A 15,253-nucleotide genomic window follows, 5' to 3' on the forward strand; every position below is an offset into this window, starting at 1 on the left:
GTCATACGGCCGGGGTGCCCCGCCGGGATCAAAGCGACCGGGAAATTTTCCGGACCCCGGACAGGAGGGGCGGCATCGACGCGCAGTCGCAAGAGGTTCCTCCGGTTCCAAGCGCGTAGGGCACGCTCCGCCACCCGCGGAAACGGGAGGGCCGGGCGCGCGTGGGGGGCGCAACATTCATCCATAGGCGCCGATATGCGCCCAGGGGCACGCGAATAATACTCAGCAGGGCGGCGGAGTCGACAGACGTGCAGTGCGGCCTTCGCGGCCTCCCCGAAGGCGTTTTCGGCGCACCGTCACGCCATCCTTACCGCGAGTCGCAAAACGCCCATCCCGGATGCGCGTTGAGTAGCGTGACGGCAACGGTGAGCAGCTCCGCCACGAAACGCCGAAAGGTACGAATCGGACTCAGCGGGGCCACCGACCGTCGGCGAGGCCCGGCGAGGCGCCAGAAGGTGGGCAGGGCAGGTCCACCCGGCCGACCCACCGGCCGACCTATCGGCCGCATTTCCTCCCGAGGGACCGCGGGGCCGTCACCGGGTGCGGGCGGTGGCCATCGTCAGCGCGCGGTGCAGCACCCGCGAGTCCCCCAGCATTCCGCGCAACCGCCGCTCCAGCCCGGCGATCGGCACCAGGTTCTGCGGCGCCCGGGGATCCTTGTACGCCGACGACGCGAACCGCGGCAGCGTCGCCCCCGACAGCTCGGCAAGCTCGATCGCCTGCTCGGGGGTCAGATCCGGCGAGCACTCCACGCGCACGATCCCCGACCACGGCGCCCCCGAGGCTCCGGGCAGGCGCAGATACCAGGACCAGCCGCCCCAAACCGTACCGAGGGCGAAGACCGGCGTCCGCTGACCCGGCCGCAGCGCGGTCACCACCTGGGTGAGCTGCGCCGGCAGATACTGCTTCTGCTGCGTCTTCACGTAGCCGATCGTGCGCGGCAACTGGCGGCGGTTGCGCAGCGGCCCGTCCACGACCAGCAGGTCCGCGCCGTCCGAGCCGTGGTCGCGGGCCTCGCCGGAGATCTCGATCTCGAGGGCGGTCAGCGGGCCCTGGACGGCCGCCGGGAGCTTGCTGGCCTCGCCCGTGCCGCTGACCCGGTGGACGGCGTAGCGCACCGACCCCGCCTGCACGTCCTCGGCCGACGGGCTGGCGGTGAACAGGCCCCGGCCCACCCTTGCGCCGGCCAGCTCGGCCACCCCCCGGCGCAGGTCGCACCGGACGACCCCGGCCGCGTACGAAGCGGCGAGACCCGCGTACGACTGGCCGTCCTCCTCGGCGGTCCAGAGGCCGGCGTCGTTGCGGCGTACGCCGTCGACCAGGAGCACCACGTCCGGGCAGCGCACCCCGGCCGACACGTCGATCGGGGCCCACTGCGCCGCGGGCACCTCGACGTCCGTGTCGACCTGGGCGCTGCTCGGCGAGGCCGGCCCGTCCGAGGCGCCGCCCTCGAAGGACGCCCCGTACGCCGGGTCCCACGCGTCGACGAACATCCTCGTCACAGGCCGACCCTCTCCACGTGCGCCGTACGCGCGTCCTTGTGCACCTCGAACCGCACCGGCACCCGCTCGGCCAGGGCGTGCACGTGGGTGACGACGCCGACCATCCGGTCGCCCCGGGCGGCCAGGTTCTCCAGGGTCGCGGCGACCACGTCCAGCGTCGCCGCGTCGAGGGTGCCGAAGCCTTCGTCGAGCACGATCGACTCCAGGCTCGCCGCGGTGGTCGACATCCCGGCCAGCTGCTCCGACAGGGCGAGCGCGAGGGCCAGCGAGGCCTGGAACGTCTCGCCGCCGGACAGCGTGCGGACGCCCCGGGTCAGGCCGGCGTCGTAGTGGTCGACCACGAAGAACTCGCCCTTGTCGTGGATCAGGTCGTACTGACCGCCGGTGAGCTCGCGCAGGATCCGGGAGGCGCCGTCGACCAGCAGGTCCAGCGCCTCCTCGAGCAGCCAGCGCTCGAAGTTGTTGGCGCGCAGGTGACCGGCGAGGGACTTCGCCACCCGGCCGTCGCGCACCAGGGTGGCGCGCTGCTCGGCATATGCCCTGGCTTCCTCGCGGCGATCGGCGAGGCGCTGCCACGCCGCCTCGGCCCGCTCGGCCGCGACCGCCGCCGCCCGGATCAGGTCGGCGTCGGCGCCGCCCGCCGGGGCGGGCAGGCCGCGGTCGGCGAAGAGGCCGGCGACGGCGGCGCGGGTGCGCTGCGTCTCCGCATGGGCGGCCTCCACCGCGGCCGTCGCCTCGTCACGGTCGGCCTGCCGGCGACGGGCCGAATCCTGCGCCCACTCCACCAGGGTCGACCAGGCTCCGGCGAGGTCGTCCCGGTCGGCCGGAGGGGGCGCGAAGCGGGCGACGGCGTCGCGGATCGCGTCGAACGACCGCCACGCCGCACGCTGCTGCTCCTCGGCGGCCGCGACCGCGGCCTGCGCCTTGCGCTGCGCCTCGCGGGCTCCGCGCACCTCCGCGCCGGCCTCGTCGAGCTTGCGCTGCAGCCGGGTCAGCTCGGCCAGCCGGGTGCGCAGCGCCTCGACGCCGGGTGAGTCGGCGAGCCCCGCCTTCACCTCGGCGAGCCGCGCCTTGTGCTGTTCGAACTGCGCGCGCTTGCGGTCCAGGCCGCGTTCCAGCTCCCGGGCGACGGCGTCGCGCTGCTTCCACGCCGTCGACGCCACGTCCGCGGCGGACCGGGCGGCCTTGCCCTGGCGTTCGGCGGCCTGCACCGCCGAGCCCTCGGGCATGGGCGGCACGGTGGTCACCGTCTGCTCGCACACCGGGCAGTCGTGGCCGGCGGTCAGGTGCGCGCGGAGCGCGGCGGCGCGGTCGAGGGTCTGCGCCTCGGCATAGTCGAGGCGGGCCTGCTCGAGGAGCTGTTCGGCGCCGAGCTGCGCGGACCGGGCCAGCTCCGCGGCGGCGACGGCGTCCTTGTACTCGACCTCGGCGACCGAGACCTCGCCCGCGAACCACTCGGCCTGGCCGGTCAGCCGCTCGCACTCGACGTGCCGATCCAGCAGCAAGCCGAGCGAGCCCGCGTCACCGGCGGCGGCCAGCTCACCCCGTACCTTCTCTTCGTGCTCCTCGGCGGTGCGCACGCCGGCGGCCGCCTCGGCGAGCGCGGCCTGCGTGGTGGCCGCGGCCTCGGCGACCCGCACACTGCCGGCCGGTGCCTCGACCCGGGCCAGTGCCGCGAGCTCCCCGGCGATGGCGTCGCGCGCGGCGGCCAGCTCGGTCTCTTTCTCCCGTACGGTACGCAGCCGCGGCATGGCCTCCTCGACCGCCGACGTCAGCTCACGCATCGCGGCGAGCCGGGCGGCGGCCGCCTCCACCGCCTCGTCGTGGGCGTCGGCGAGCCCGGCCAGCGCCTGGTCGACGACCGTCAGCTGGGCCTCCGCCTTGGTCGCCCGGTTGGCGGCGCGGGTCTGCACCTCCTCGTAGACGTGCAGGCCGAGCAGGTTGACCAGGATCTGCTGCCGGGTCGCGGGCTTGGCGTGCAGGAAGTCGGCGAACTGGCCCTGCGGCAGCACGACACAGCTGGTGAACTGCTCGTAAGGCAGCCCGACCGCCTCCACGATCGCGCGGTCCATCTCGGCCGGGGTGCCCGCGAGCACATCGCCGAGATCCTCCAGGCTCATGCCGGTGTCGAGCCGGGTGACGTCGAAGCCCGGCGGCATGAGCTGCAGCCCCGCCCCGGCGGTCTTGACGTTGCCCCGGCCGTCGCGGCGCACCACCCGGGTCGCGACGTAGCGGGAGCCGGCCGACTCGAAGACCAGGCGCACCCGGGCCTCGGTCGCCGACGGCGCCAGCGCGTTGCCGATGCCCCGGGTGCCACCCCACCGCGGCACGGTGCCGTACAGGGCGAAGCAGATGCCGTCGAGCACGGTGGACTTGCCGGAGCCGGTCGGGCCGACCAGGGCGAAGTAGTCGGCGTCGGTGAAGTCCACGGTGGTCTCGTCGCGGAACACCGTGAACCCGGCCATGTCGAGCCGCAGGGGCCTCATTGCGGGGTGCTCATCTCGTCATACAGCTCGTCGAAGAGTTCGCGGACGCCTTCCTCGGCGTTGCCGCGGTTGTCCAGGTAGTCGCCGAAGAGCTCGCGCGGCGACCGGCCCGCGCGCTGCGCCATGCGTTCGCCGGCCTTGTCGGGCACCATGTCCGGGTCGATGCGCACCTCGAGCGCGTTGGGCAGGAGCTCCTGCACGTCCTCGCGCAGCCCCACCCGCGGCGTCTCACGGACGAAGACACGCAGCCACGCGTCCGGAAGGTTCACCGTGGCGAGCTGCTCGAGGCTGCCCCGGACGGTACGCAGAGTGCGCGCCGAGGTCAGCGGCACGTCCCGCACCTGGGCCGCCTTCTCGGTGGAGACGTCGACGATCGCCACCGAGCAGACGTTCTCCTCCTCGCCGAAGTCCACCGCGAGGGGGCTCCCGCTGTAGCGCACCGGGCAGGGACCGATGACCCGCTGGGCGCGGTGCAGGTGGCCGAGGGCGACATAGTGCGCGTTCGACGGGAAGACGGTGGCGGGCACCGCGTACCCCATCACCGTGTGGGCCTCGCGCTCGCCGCCGCCCGTGCTGGCGCCCACCACGGTCAGGTGGGCGGTGAGCAGGTTGACCACGCCCGGCTCGGCGAAACCCTCGGCGAGGCGGGCGATGAGGCGGGCGACGTGGTCGGCATACGTCTGGGTGGCCTCGGCGGCGGTCAGCTCGTACATCTCCACGGCCCGGACGGCGTAGCGCTGGGACAGGAACGGCAGCGCCGCCAGCTGCCAGCGCTCCCCGTTCGCAGTCTCGCCCCGGAGGATGAGGTCGTCCGGTTTGTCGCGGACCGAGCCGCGCAGCTCGATGCCGGCCGCGTCGGCCCAGGGCCGCAGCGCATCCAGCCCCTGCCCGTTGTCGTGGTTGCCGCCGATGGCCACCACCCGGGCACCGGTCTGGCGCAGCGCCGACAGGGCCCGGGTCACCACCCGGGTCGAGTCCGGCGAGGGCGCAGCCGTGTCGTAGAGGTCGCCGGCCACGATCACCAGGTCCGGCCGCTCCGCGCGCGCGACCTCGACGACCTGGCCGAGCACCCGGATGTGCTCGTCATGCCGGGTGCGTCCCTTCAGGACTTTTCCGACATGCCAGTCGGACGTGTGCAGGATGCGCATTGCCTTTACTTTCGCCGTTTTTGGTCTTGATCTGCGCCGAAGGCGCCTTGGCAGGCTAGAACGGAATGTCGTCGTCCGGCGAACCGCCGCGTCCGCCGACGACCGCGAACGGGTCGACACCCTGCACGATCGAGCGCTGGGTGCCGATCGGCGGCGGCCCGGACTCCGACTTCCGGGTGGCCCAGGCCGGGAACGGGAACTCCACGCAGAGCGGCACCGGGATGTCGGGCTGGTTGACGAACATCGTGCCCGGCCGGGCCAGCAGGGCCCGCTGGCGCATGGCCGGGGGCAGGAAGCCGTATTCCGGGCGGGAGGCCTCGGCCGGGTCGAGGCGGCCGACGACCCGGATCGCCGAGTTGGTCACGATGCGGCGCTCGACCTCGCTCGCGGTCTGCTGCGCCCCGATCAGGATCACGCCCAGGGAGCGGCCGCGCTCGGCGATGTCGAGCAGGACTTCCTTGATCGGCGACGAGCCCTCGCGCGGGGCGTACTTGTTGAGCTCGTCGAGGACCACGAAGAGCAGGGGCCGGCCGGTGCCGGACTTCTCCTTGTCGTCGAACTCGGTCTTGAGCGTCACGCCGACCACGAAGCGCTGCGCCCGGTCCGGCAGGTTGTGCAGGTCGACGACGGTGACCTGGGCGCTCTCCGCGGTCTTGATCTGGTGCGGGCGGCGGGCCGCGAGGTCGCCGCGGATCAGCCGGGCAAGGTCGCGCTTGCTGCCGATCAGGCGCCGGGCGAAGGCGTTGACCGTGCCCATGTTGACCGCGCTGCCTGCCCACGTCGACCGGGTCTCGTCGTCGGTGAGCTGGTCGACGATGTGGTCGACGAGGTCACCGTACGACCCCAGGCGGCGGCCGTCGATGCTGATGCCGCCCTCGGCCGCGACGGCGTGCCGGTGCAGGTGCGCGGTGACCGAGTGCACCACCATCGTGTACTGCTGGCGCTCGTCGTCGGCGTCGGCGAACACGTACGGCAGGAGCCGGTTGGCGCAGAACTCGTCGAGCGTCCAGTAGAAGCTGTCGACCCCGGTGAGCCGGCTGTTCACGTCGGGCGCGCCGGACGAGTCGCCGGCCCGTGGCGGCGCGTAGACCCGCACGTCCGGGAACGCCGAGGCCGGCAGCCCGAGCAGCTTGTAGCCGGCCATGGTCGAGTCGTCCAGCTTGGTGTTCTCGTGGTCGAGGAAGAGCAGGTCCTCACCCTTGACGTTGAAGATCAGCGCCCGGGCGTTGGTGCCGTCGGCGCCCAGCGCGCCCGAACGGAACACCGAGAAGAGCAGGAACGTCGCGAAACTCGTCTTGGTGGCGACGCCCGAGATTCCGGAGATCGAGACGTGGGCGCCGCGGGTGCCGTCGAGGAAGTCGGCGTTGAGGAAGACCGGGACGCCGTCGCGGCCGGTGCCCATCGGGACCCGGCGCTCCATCCGGTCGAAGTGCAGCGCCGCGTCGCGGGCCGCGCCGGTAGCCCGGTGCACGACCGCGCCCGGGGCCGGCGGCACGTAGAGCTCGGGGTCGACGCGGGTGGTGGTGACCTCGGCCGCCTCCTGCACCAGCGCGGGCAGCGTGCCCTCGGCGATGGCGAACACGTCGGAGTCGAACTGTGCGCCCTCGTGCCGCGCGCGGACCTGAGTGACCACGCCAGCGATCTTGACCGGCTCGCGGTCGGGCAGCTCACGGCTGGTCACGACCACGTCGTCGAGCTGGAGGTAGCTGCCCGGCGTCACCGCCGTCCAGAACTGCAACGGGGTGGCGTCGGCGGTGCCGAGGACACGCCCGACCGGTTCGCTTGCTTCGACTGCTTCTTCAGACACGCCGATCATGTTGCACCAGAGGTACGACAGTTGTCGGACGCCGCGTCGGTTGGCACGCGTTGTCCACAACTTCTAGGGGTCGTCCACAGGGTTGTCCACAACTTCTAGCTTCTGCGGGCGTACCGGAGGAAGAGCATGTCGTCCTCGGCCAGGACGCTGCGCAGCGCCATCCGCCGTGGCGGGCCCTCCGGGCCGACGGCGATCCGGCCCGCGCCGCCGCCGGCGAGCAGCGGGGAGACGGTCAGGCAGACCTCGTCGACCAGGTCGGCGGCGATCAGCGCACCGAAGAGGCGGGGGCCGCCCTCGCACAGCAGTCGGGTCGCGCCGCGCCGGTGCAGCTCGGCGACCATCGCCGCCAGGTCCACCTCGCCGTCACCCAGGGACAGGATTTCGGCGACGTCCGCCAGGCCGGGCGGTGGCGTGCCCCCGGCGTGCGTCACGACGAGCGGCGGGACGGGCGAGTCGGAAAAGATCAACTGGTCAGGGTCGAGGTCGAGCGAGCCCGAGACGACCACCATGAGCGGGAACTCGGCGAGCCCGTGGGCCCGGCGCCACGCCCGGCCCGGCTCGTCGAGGCGCAAGGCGTCGTACTTCTCGGTGCGTACCGTTCCCGCCGCGACGACCAGGGCGTCGCAGGTCATCCGGAGCAGGTCGAAGATCTGTTTGTCGCCGGGACCGCCGAGCGGGCCCGACTTGCCCTTCACCGTCACCGCCCCGTCCACGCTCGCGATGAAGTTGACCCGCAGTGTCGGTTCCGCTGCTCGTGGGTAGCGCTCGAGCAGCTCATCGAGGATCATGGCGAGGCCGGGCCGGTCACGGGCGGCGTGGGCTCGACGGGCCGGTGCTGGCAGTCACACCAGGACCCGCCCCTGCAGTCTTCGTGCTTTCGCTCGCGGCATGCGCGGCAGATCATGCCGCAACCCTATGCGTGGAAGGAACCGGATGACCAGGCAACCCGTCCGTTCTCCGGGCCGGCCGACGCTCGACGCCGTCGCGGCTCGCGCCGGGGTGGGCCGGGGCACGGCATCCCGCGTCCTCAACGGGTCCTCCCAGGTCAGCCCGCAGGCCAAGGCCGCCGTGGAGGCCGCGATCCTCGAGCTCGGCTACGTCCCCAACCGCGCCGCCCGCTCCCTGGTCACCCAGCGGACGGACTCGGTGGCGCTGGTGGTCTCGGAGTCGCAGGAGCGGGTCTTCGGCGAACCGTTCTTCGCCGGCGTGCTGCGCGGCATCAACGCCGCCCTGCTGGAGACGCCGCTGCAGCTGTGGCTCGCCATGGCGGCCTCCGCCCAGCAGCGCGAACGTGTCGAGACCCATCTGACGGACCAGCACGTCGACGGCGTACTGCTGCTCTCCCTGCACGACGAGGATCCGCTGCCCCGGATGCTGCGCGAGCGGGGGATGCCGTTCGTGCTCGGCGGCCGGCCGGCCCGTCCGCACCCCGAGGACTTCTTCGTCGACGTCGACAACGCGTCCGGCGCCCGCCAGGCGGTGGAGTATCTGATCGCCAACGGCGCCCGCCGCGTCGCGACGGTCGCCGGGCCGCAGGACATGGAGGTGGGCCGCGCCCGGCTGGCCGGTTACCGGGCGGCGGTGCGCGGTGCCGAGGTCGTCGCGTACGGCGATTTCAGCGAGGAGGGCGGGGCAGCCGCCATGCGTGCCGTGCTCGCCCGCGACCCGGACGTCGACGCCGTCTTCGCCGCCTCCGACCTGATGGCGAGCGGGGCGCTGCGCGCGCTGCGCGACGCCGGCCTGCGGGTGCCGCAGGACGTGGCCCTGATCGGCTTCGAGGACGCACCCGTCGCCCGGCAGTGCGAGCCGCCGCTGACCACCGTCCACCAGCCGGTCGAGGAGATGGGCCGGCGGATGGCCGAAATCCTGGTCAGCCTCATCCGCCGGGAGCCGGTCGAGAATTCCCACGTTCTGCTCGACACCCACCTGGTCCGTCGCGCGTCCGCCTGACCCGTCCTACCCTCTTCAGTGATTCAGGGCATATCGCTGCGCCTTGACGACCGGGACACGGCGGCGCAACGGATGCGAAACGCCGCTCCGGCAGGCTGGCGCCAGCGGGGCGGCACCGCCGTGCCGTCCCATCCGACGGGAGGAGTTGCATGTTGCTGCGGGTACGGGTCACCCTGCCGGACCGTCCGGGCGCCCTGGGCCAGGTGGCGCGCACACTCGGCGTCGCCGGTGCCGACATCGTCCAGGTGGTGGTGCTGGAGCGGCTCGGCGGCCGGGCCGTGGACGACTTCACCGTCGTGTGGCCGGGAGCGTCCCGCGTCGAGCGGCTTCTCGCCGGCCTCGCCGCCATCCCGGGCGTCCAGGTCGACGGCGTGTGGAAGGCGATCGGGGCGCCGGTCTCGGGCGGTCACGACGCCGAGCTGCTGGCACAGGTCGCCGCCAACCCCGTGGACGGCCTCGCGACGCTGGTGGACGCCGTGCCGGGGCTGCTCGCCGCCGACTGGGCCGCCGCCGCGGTGGTGCCGCCCGACTGGGCCGCCCGCTCCGCCGCGCCACGCCCGCTCCCGGTCGACGAGCCGTCGCTGCGCATGACGGCCGGCGGCGAGCCGTCGGTCGCGTACGCGAGCTGGCGAGCCCCGTCCCCGCTGCGCCTGCCGGAGGTCACGCCGCTGCGCGCCCGCCCGATGATCGGCCCGGACGCCACCCGGTACGCGGTGGCACCCTTCGGCCGCGCCGGTCTGGTGCTGGTCGTGGCCCGCTCGGACGACGACGAGCTGCCCGCCGCCGCGTTCCACATCACCGAGGTCGACCGGGCCGCCCAGCTCGTCCGGGCCGCCGCGGTGATCCTGGGCGACCGGCTGGACCGGGCCGGTGTGCCGCCGGTCGCCTCGGCTGTGATCGACCCCTCATAGTTTTCCCAGCTCAGGCAATGTGGGGGTAACACCGGCGAGGGACGCTTAGGTTCGGTAGAGGCGACTCGATCCGGGAAGGAAGTGCCGACCCATGGCGCTGTGGCGGATCCGGGCGACGGTGGACGACCGCCCGGGCTATCTGTCGGTGCTCACCGCGAGCCTGGCCCTGCGCTCGGTCAACATCCTGGCGGTCCAGGTGCACACGACCGAGGGCGGCGCCGTCGACGACTTCCTCGTCGACGCCCCGGACACCATGTCGGAGCTGGAGCTGCAGACCGCGATCGCGCGCGGACGCGGCCGGGACGTGTTCGTCAGCCGCGCTGAGGCGCAGGGCCTGGCCGATCAGCCCACCCGGGCGCTGGCGCTGGCCGGCCGGCTGGTGCACGAGCCCGACGGGCTGGGCGAGGCCCTGGTGGCCCTGCTGGACGCCGCCGAAGTGCGCTGGCGCCCGGCCGGCGCGGTGGTCCTGCACGGCTACGACGAGCAGCACATGACCCTGATCGACCCGGCCGGTGGCACCTACGAGGTGATGCGCCCGGCCCCCGCGTTCACGCCGGCGGAATACGCGAGGGCGCAGGCGCTGGTCGAGGTGAGCGGGGCGATCCTGCGCCGCACCGCGGAGCAGACCACCCTGCTGCTCCCCGACGGCGCCGAGCTTCTGGTACGCCAGGCGACCGGCGATGACCTCGAGGGCGTACGCCGCCTGCAGGCGCACAGCGTCCCGTCGGAAGAGCGGCTGCGCCGCTTGGTCGAGCCGGCGACCGGCGTGACCTTGCTGGCCCTGCACCTCGACAGCGCCTCGGACCAGGAGCGGGTCGTCGCGATGGCCACCCTGCGCACCGAGGGCGACCTCGGCGAGGCGGCGCTGCTGGTCGAGGACGCGTGGCAGCGTCGGGGCATCGGCACGGCCCTGCTGCGCCGGCTGAGCGCGTGGGCCGAGGGGGCGGATCTCGAGGCCGTCGTGGCGCACGTCGACGCCGACAATGTGGCGATGCTGCGGACGCTGCGCCGCCTCGGGGTGACCGGCCCGGGCGAGCGCGACGGCGCGCTGCTGAGCCTCACGCTGCCGATCGGCGATCGCCGGACGGCGACGAGGGATACTCCTGCCACCTCCGGGTGACGGGTGAGAGCGGCGGCGGTGGGCCTGCAGCGCCCACCGTCGCCGATGGGTCCGGCTCAGCGCAGCAGTTCGCCGGCCAGCAGGTCCATCAGCAGGCCGTCGTGCCACGTCCCGTCGGGCCCGCGCTCGTACTGCCGCATGATCCCGACGGGCTGGAAGCCGACCTTGGCGTAGCAGCGGATCGCCGCCGCGTTGTCGGCCGCCGGATCGATCACCAAACGGTGAAAACCCTCGTGGTCGATCAGATGAGCGGCGAGGGTACGCACCGCGTCGGTGCCGACCCCCCGCCCGTGCACCGACGGGTCGAGGAAGATGTCGATGCTCGCGTACCGGTAGTCCGGCTCGTCCTCCGCCGACCACTGGATGGCGCCGGCGATCCGGTCCGCCACGACGATCGCGTAGTAGTGCAGCTCCGGATCGGCGATCGACTCACGCACCTCGGCGGCCAGGTCGCCACCGCGCCACCGCGCCATGACCTCCGGCGTCCCGCGTACGGCGACCAGCGCCTCGACGTCGCCCTCCGCCGCCAGGCGCAGCGTCACGACCGCCCCGCGGAGCGGCTCAGGAGTGGCGGACACCATGCTCCACGCAGGTGGCCGTCCAGCCGGTCGGCACCACCTGCACCTTCATCCGGCGGCGGCAGTCGGGGCAGTAGCGCGGCGGCTCAAGGCTGCGCGCCGCGGTGCACGCGCTGTGGTCGCCCTCCGCGGCCGGCTCGCCGCACCGGTCGCAGTACACCAGGACCGTCACAGGGTGGCCGACAGCGCCTTGACCGGCATCTTGAGCTCCTGGAGCAGCTCGAGGTCGGCCGTCGCCGGGCGGCCGAGGGTGGTCAGGTAGTTGCCCACGATCACTGCGTTGATGCCGCCGAGCAGGCCCTCCTTCGTACCCAGGTCGCCCAGGGTGATCTCGCGGCCGCCCGCGTACCGAAGGATGGTCCTCGGCATCGCCAGGCGGAACGCCGCGATCGCGCGCAGCGCGTCCTTGCCCTCGACCACCGGGCGGTCACCCAGCGGCGTGCCCGGACGGGGGTTGAGGAAGTTGAGCGGCACCTCGTGCGGGTCCAGCTCCGCCAGCTGCGCGGCGAACTCGGCACGCTGCTCGATCGTCTCCCCCAGGCCCAGGATGCCGCCGCAGCAGACCTCCATGCCCGAGTCGCGGACCATCTTCAGGGTGCCCCAGCGCTCCTCCCACGAATGGGTGGTCACCACGTTCGGGAAGAAGGACTGGCAGGTCTCGAGGTTGTGGTTGTAGCGGTGCACGCCCATCGCGACCAGCTCGTCGACCTGCTCCTGGGTGAGCATGCCGAGGCTCGCCGCGACCTGGATGTCGACCGCCGCCTTGATCGCCGCGACGCCCTCGCGCATCTGCGTCATCAGCCGCTGGTCGGGCCCGCGGACCGCCGCGACGATGCAGAACTCCGTGGCGCCGGTGGCAGCGGTCTGCTTGGCCGCCTCGACGAGGGACGGGATGTCCAGCCAGACGGACCGGACGGGCGAGGTGAACAGCCCCGACTGCGAGCAGAAGTGGCAGTCCTCCGGGCAGCCGCCGGTCTTCAGCGAGACGATGCCCTCGACCTCGACCTCCGGGCCGCACCACGCCATCCGCACGTCGTGCGCGAGCTGCAACAGCTCCGGCAGGTCCTCGTCGGGAAGGCGCAACACGTCGAGGATTCCGGCCTCGTCGAGCCCTGCACCGTCAGTCAGCACCTGGGCGCGGGCCCGGTCGAGGATCTCTGGCATGCCCGTACCCTACAAGGCCGTTCCGGGCCGCGGGACTGTCGGTGGTGAGTGGTAGTTTGCCCGGCGGACGGTCGGAACGGGCAAGATTTCCGAGCGGGCGAGATTTCCGAGCGGCCAAGAATTTCGGAGCGGGCAAGAGTGGGGTGCGGGTGACGGGCTGGCAGGAGGCGCTGCAGCGCCAGGCCCGTGCGCGGGCGAAGGCCGGGCTCACCCGGACGCTGCGGCCCCGCGCGGCCACCGACACCGTCGTGGACCTGGCCGGCAACGACTACCTCGGCCTGGCGGTCCACCCCGAGGTCGTGGGGGCCGGGGTCGAGGCACTGCGGGCGTACGGGCTGGGCGCGACCGGTTCGCGGCTCGTGCGCGGCTCGACGGAGGCACACGCGGCGCTCGAGGCGGACCTGTCGGACTGGCTGGGCTTCCCGCAGGCGCTGGTCTACTCGTCAGGCTTTCTGGCCAACCTCGGTGCCGTCCGGGCGCTGGCCGGCCCGGGCACGCTGCTGGTCTCCGACCGCTACAACCACGCCTCGCTGATCGACGGCTGCCGGTCCTCCGGAGCAGACGTGGTGGTCGCCCCCCACGCCGACCCGTCGGCGCTCGCGGAGATCCTCGCCGCCCACCCCGGTCGCGACGTGGTGTTCGTCACCGAGTCGGTCTTCTCGGTGGACGGCGACCTCGCCCCGCTCGCCAACCTGCACGCGGTGACCTCCGCCCACGGCGCCGTGATGCTGGTCGACGACGCCCACGCCCTCGGCCTGCTCGGCCCGGCAGGCGCGGGCGGCGTGGCGGCAGCAGGTCTCGCCGGCGCCTCGGACGTCGTGGTGACGGCGACGCTGTCCAAGTCCCTGGGCGGCGCGGGCGGCGTCGTCGCGGGCCCCGAACCGCTGATCCGGCACCTGATCGACACCGGGCGCACGTTCATCTACGACACGGCCCTGCCCCCGGCGGTCGTGGCGGGGGTGCACGCGGCGCTGCGGATCACCCGGCGGGCGGACGACCGCCGCGCCCTGCTGAAGGACCGCGCCGCCGCGACGGTGGACCGGCTCCGCGCGGCCGGCTTCGAGATCTCGGCGCCGGCGGCCGCGGTGCTGTCGGTGTTCGCCCCGGGCCCGGAGGCGGCGCTGGCCTGGGCGTCGGACTGCCGCGACCGGGACATCGCCGTGGGCTGCTTCCGGCCGCCGTCCACCCCGGACGGCTCGTCCCGGCTGCGCCTGACGCTGAACGCCGGCATCCCGGCGGAGGAGTTCGACCGGGCTTTGGATGTGATCGTGGAGTGCGCACCTTGACGACCGGCGACCGGATCGACCCGCGGCAGTCCCCCGAGACGCCGGCCCAGCCGCCCGTTTTCAGCGGCTCCGTCGCCCCGGTGCCGGACGCCCCGGTGTCACCCGCGCCTGGCACTCCGCTCTCACCCGCGCCTGGCACTCCCTTCTCGCCCGCACCCGGCAGTCCCTTCTGGCCAACGCCCGGAACTCCGCTCTCGCCGGCACCCGGCACTCCGGTTTCGCCCGCGCCCGGCACTCCGCTTTCGCCCGCGCCTGGCACTCCGCTTTCGCCCGCGCCCCTTTCGCCTGCACCCCTTTCGCCTGCGCCGGGCGAGCCGGCGCCGGGCGAGCCGGCGCCGGGTGGTCCGAGGCCTGGGCTGGTTCCCGATGCGCCGGTGTCGCCCGGCGTCGGGCCCGCCGACCCGGCGGACGCCGACGTCGCCCCGCTCACCGTGCCGGTGCCCGACGTCGAGGCACCCGCCCCGGCCGCTCGCACCCAGGCCCGGCCGGCCGAGTCCGGCGAGTGGCGCGGCATCGTGCTGATCACCGGCACCGACACCGACGTCGGCAAGACGATCGTCACCTCGGCCGTCGCCGCCGCCGCGCAGGCCGCCGGGCTCCGGGTGGCGGTGATCAAGCCGGGGCAGACCGGCACCCTCGACGGCGCGCCGACCGACATCGACCGGATCACCCACCTCGCCGCGCCGCACACCTGCCGCACGCTCGCGTCCTATCCGGAGCCGCTCGCGCCACTGGCCGCCGCCCGGGTCGCCGGAATGGCGCCGCTCGAGCTCTACGAGGTGGTCGACGCCATTCGCGCCGAGGCGACCGAGCATGACCTGGTACTGGTCGAGGGCGCGGGCGGGCTGCTCGTGCCGATGGGCGTCCGTCCGTCCGGCGAGCCGTGGACGGTGGCCGACCTGGCGACCACGCTGGGCGTGCAGACGATCGTCGTGGCGCGCGCCGGGCTCGGGACCCTCAACCACACTGCGCTGACCCTCGAGGCGCTCGACCGGCGCGGCGTGCCGGCCAAGGTGGTGCTCGGGGCCTGGCCGGCCGAGCCCGAGCTGGTCCACTGGGCCAACCTCACGGACCTGGTCCCGCACCTGGTCGGCGCCCTCCCGGACGGCGCGGGCCAGATGGACCCGGGAGTCTTCCGGCGGTCGGCTCCGGGCTGGCTGACCCCGGCCCTCTACGGCGTCCTCGACGACTGGCGCGTCTGGGCCGAAGAAGTGAGCTGACCCGGCCCGGCGCCGACGATGCCGGCATGATTCCGGGCGATTGCTCACGGCGTACCCGAAAAAACGGACTTT

General features: G+C 73.6%; 13 protein-coding genes. 5 read left to right on the forward strand and 8 right to left on the reverse strand.

Annotated elements, in window-relative coordinates; all coding sequences use genetic code 11:
- Nucleotides 1–533: 533 nt before the first annotated feature.
- From AB0368_RS16475 to AB0368_RS16495, 5 genes are all read right to left on the reverse strand, one after another.
- The gene (locus AB0368_RS16475; protein ID WP_366154716.1) at nucleotides 534–1,502 is read right to left on the reverse strand and encodes a hypothetical protein; all 969 of its coding nucleotides are present in this window, start codon (nucleotides 1,500–1,502) and stop codon (nucleotides 534–536) included.
- Nucleotides 1,499–3,988, reverse strand: coding sequence for an SMC family ATPase (locus AB0368_RS16480; protein ID WP_366154717.1), 2,490 nt, complete (start codon nucleotides 3,986–3,988; stop codon nucleotides 1,499–1,501). Before AB0368_RS16480 ends, AB0368_RS16475 begins: the two co-directional genes overlap by 4 nt.
- Entirely contained in the window at nucleotides 3,985–5,136 is a 1,152-nt protein-coding gene (locus AB0368_RS16485; RefSeq protein WP_366154718.1) for an exonuclease SbcCD subunit D, read from the reverse strand. The genes AB0368_RS16480 and AB0368_RS16485 overlap by 4 nt, the downstream gene beginning before the upstream one ends.
- A gap of 55 nt (nucleotides 5,137–5,191) precedes the next feature.
- Nucleotides 5,192–6,943, reverse strand: coding sequence for an ATP-binding protein (locus AB0368_RS16490; RefSeq protein WP_366154719.1), 1,752 nt, complete (start codon nucleotides 6,941–6,943; stop codon nucleotides 5,192–5,194).
- Between the two features lie 104 nt (nucleotides 6,944–7,047).
- Nucleotides 7,048–7,740: a pyrimidine reductase family protein gene (locus tag AB0368_RS16495; protein ID WP_366154720.1), complete on the reverse strand. Its 693-nt coding sequence runs from the start codon at nucleotides 7,738–7,740 to the stop codon at nucleotides 7,048–7,050.
- Between the two features lie 145 nt (nucleotides 7,741–7,885).
- Between AB0368_RS16495 and AB0368_RS16500 the strand changes: the two genes are divergently transcribed.
- From AB0368_RS16500 to AB0368_RS16510, 3 genes are all read left to right on the forward strand, one after another.
- Nucleotides 7,886–8,902: a LacI family DNA-binding transcriptional regulator gene (locus AB0368_RS16500; protein ID WP_366154721.1), complete on the forward strand. Its 1,017-nt coding sequence runs from the start codon at nucleotides 7,886–7,888 to the stop codon at nucleotides 8,900–8,902.
- Nucleotides 8,903–9,051: 149 nt separating this feature from the next.
- Complete coding sequence (locus AB0368_RS16505) at nucleotides 9,052–9,813, forward strand: amino acid-binding protein (RefSeq protein WP_366154722.1); 762 nt, start codon at nucleotides 9,052–9,054, stop codon at nucleotides 9,811–9,813.
- A 91-nt stretch (nucleotides 9,814–9,904) separates the two neighbouring features.
- Nucleotides 9,905–10,933, forward strand: a complete 1,029-nt coding sequence (locus AB0368_RS16510; protein ID WP_366154723.1) for a GNAT family N-acetyltransferase — start codon at nucleotides 9,905–9,907, stop codon at nucleotides 10,931–10,933.
- 56 nt (nucleotides 10,934–10,989) lie between these two features.
- On the opposite strand, the gene AB0368_RS16515 is transcribed toward AB0368_RS16510, so the two are convergent.
- The 3 genes from AB0368_RS16515 to bioB are packed head-to-tail and all read right to left on the reverse strand — an operon-like array spanning nucleotide 10,990 to nucleotide 12,675.
- Nucleotides 10,990–11,511 carry a GNAT family protein gene (locus AB0368_RS16515; protein WP_366154724.1) on the reverse strand — a complete coding sequence of 174 codons (522 nt, stop codon included), beginning with the start codon at nucleotides 11,509–11,511 and terminating at the stop codon, nucleotides 10,990–10,992.
- Nucleotides 11,495–11,683, reverse strand: coding sequence for a hypothetical protein (locus AB0368_RS16520; RefSeq protein WP_366154725.1), 189 nt, complete (start codon nucleotides 11,681–11,683; stop codon nucleotides 11,495–11,497). The genes AB0368_RS16515 and AB0368_RS16520 overlap by 17 nt, the downstream gene beginning before the upstream one ends.
- Nucleotides 11,680–12,675, reverse strand: a complete 996-nt coding sequence (gene bioB / locus AB0368_RS16525) for a biotin synthase BioB (RefSeq protein ID WP_366154726.1) — start codon at nucleotides 12,673–12,675, stop codon at nucleotides 11,680–11,682. The genes AB0368_RS16520 and bioB overlap by 4 nt, the downstream gene beginning before the upstream one ends.
- A 149-nt stretch (nucleotides 12,676–12,824) precedes the next feature.
- Here bioB and AB0368_RS16530 point away from each other — a divergent pair, with 149 nt between their 5' ends.
- Nucleotides 12,825–13,961 (forward strand): 8-amino-7-oxononanoate synthase, encoded by a 1,137-nt coding sequence (locus tag AB0368_RS16530; protein WP_366154727.1) that lies wholly within the window; start codon nucleotides 12,825–12,827, stop codon nucleotides 13,959–13,961.
- Between the two features lie 512 nt (nucleotides 13,962–14,473).
- Nucleotides 14,474–15,181: a dethiobiotin synthase gene (gene bioD, locus AB0368_RS16535; RefSeq protein ID WP_366154914.1), complete on the forward strand. Its 708-nt coding sequence runs from the start codon at nucleotides 14,474–14,476 to the stop codon at nucleotides 15,179–15,181.
- The last annotated feature ends 72 nt before the right edge of the window (nucleotides 15,182–15,253 follow it).

The organism is Actinoplanes sp. NPDC051475, from assembly GCF_040689425.1.
In the GTDB taxonomy this organism is placed as follows: domain Bacteria; phylum Actinomycetota; class Actinomycetes; order Mycobacteriales; family Micromonosporaceae; genus Actinoplanes.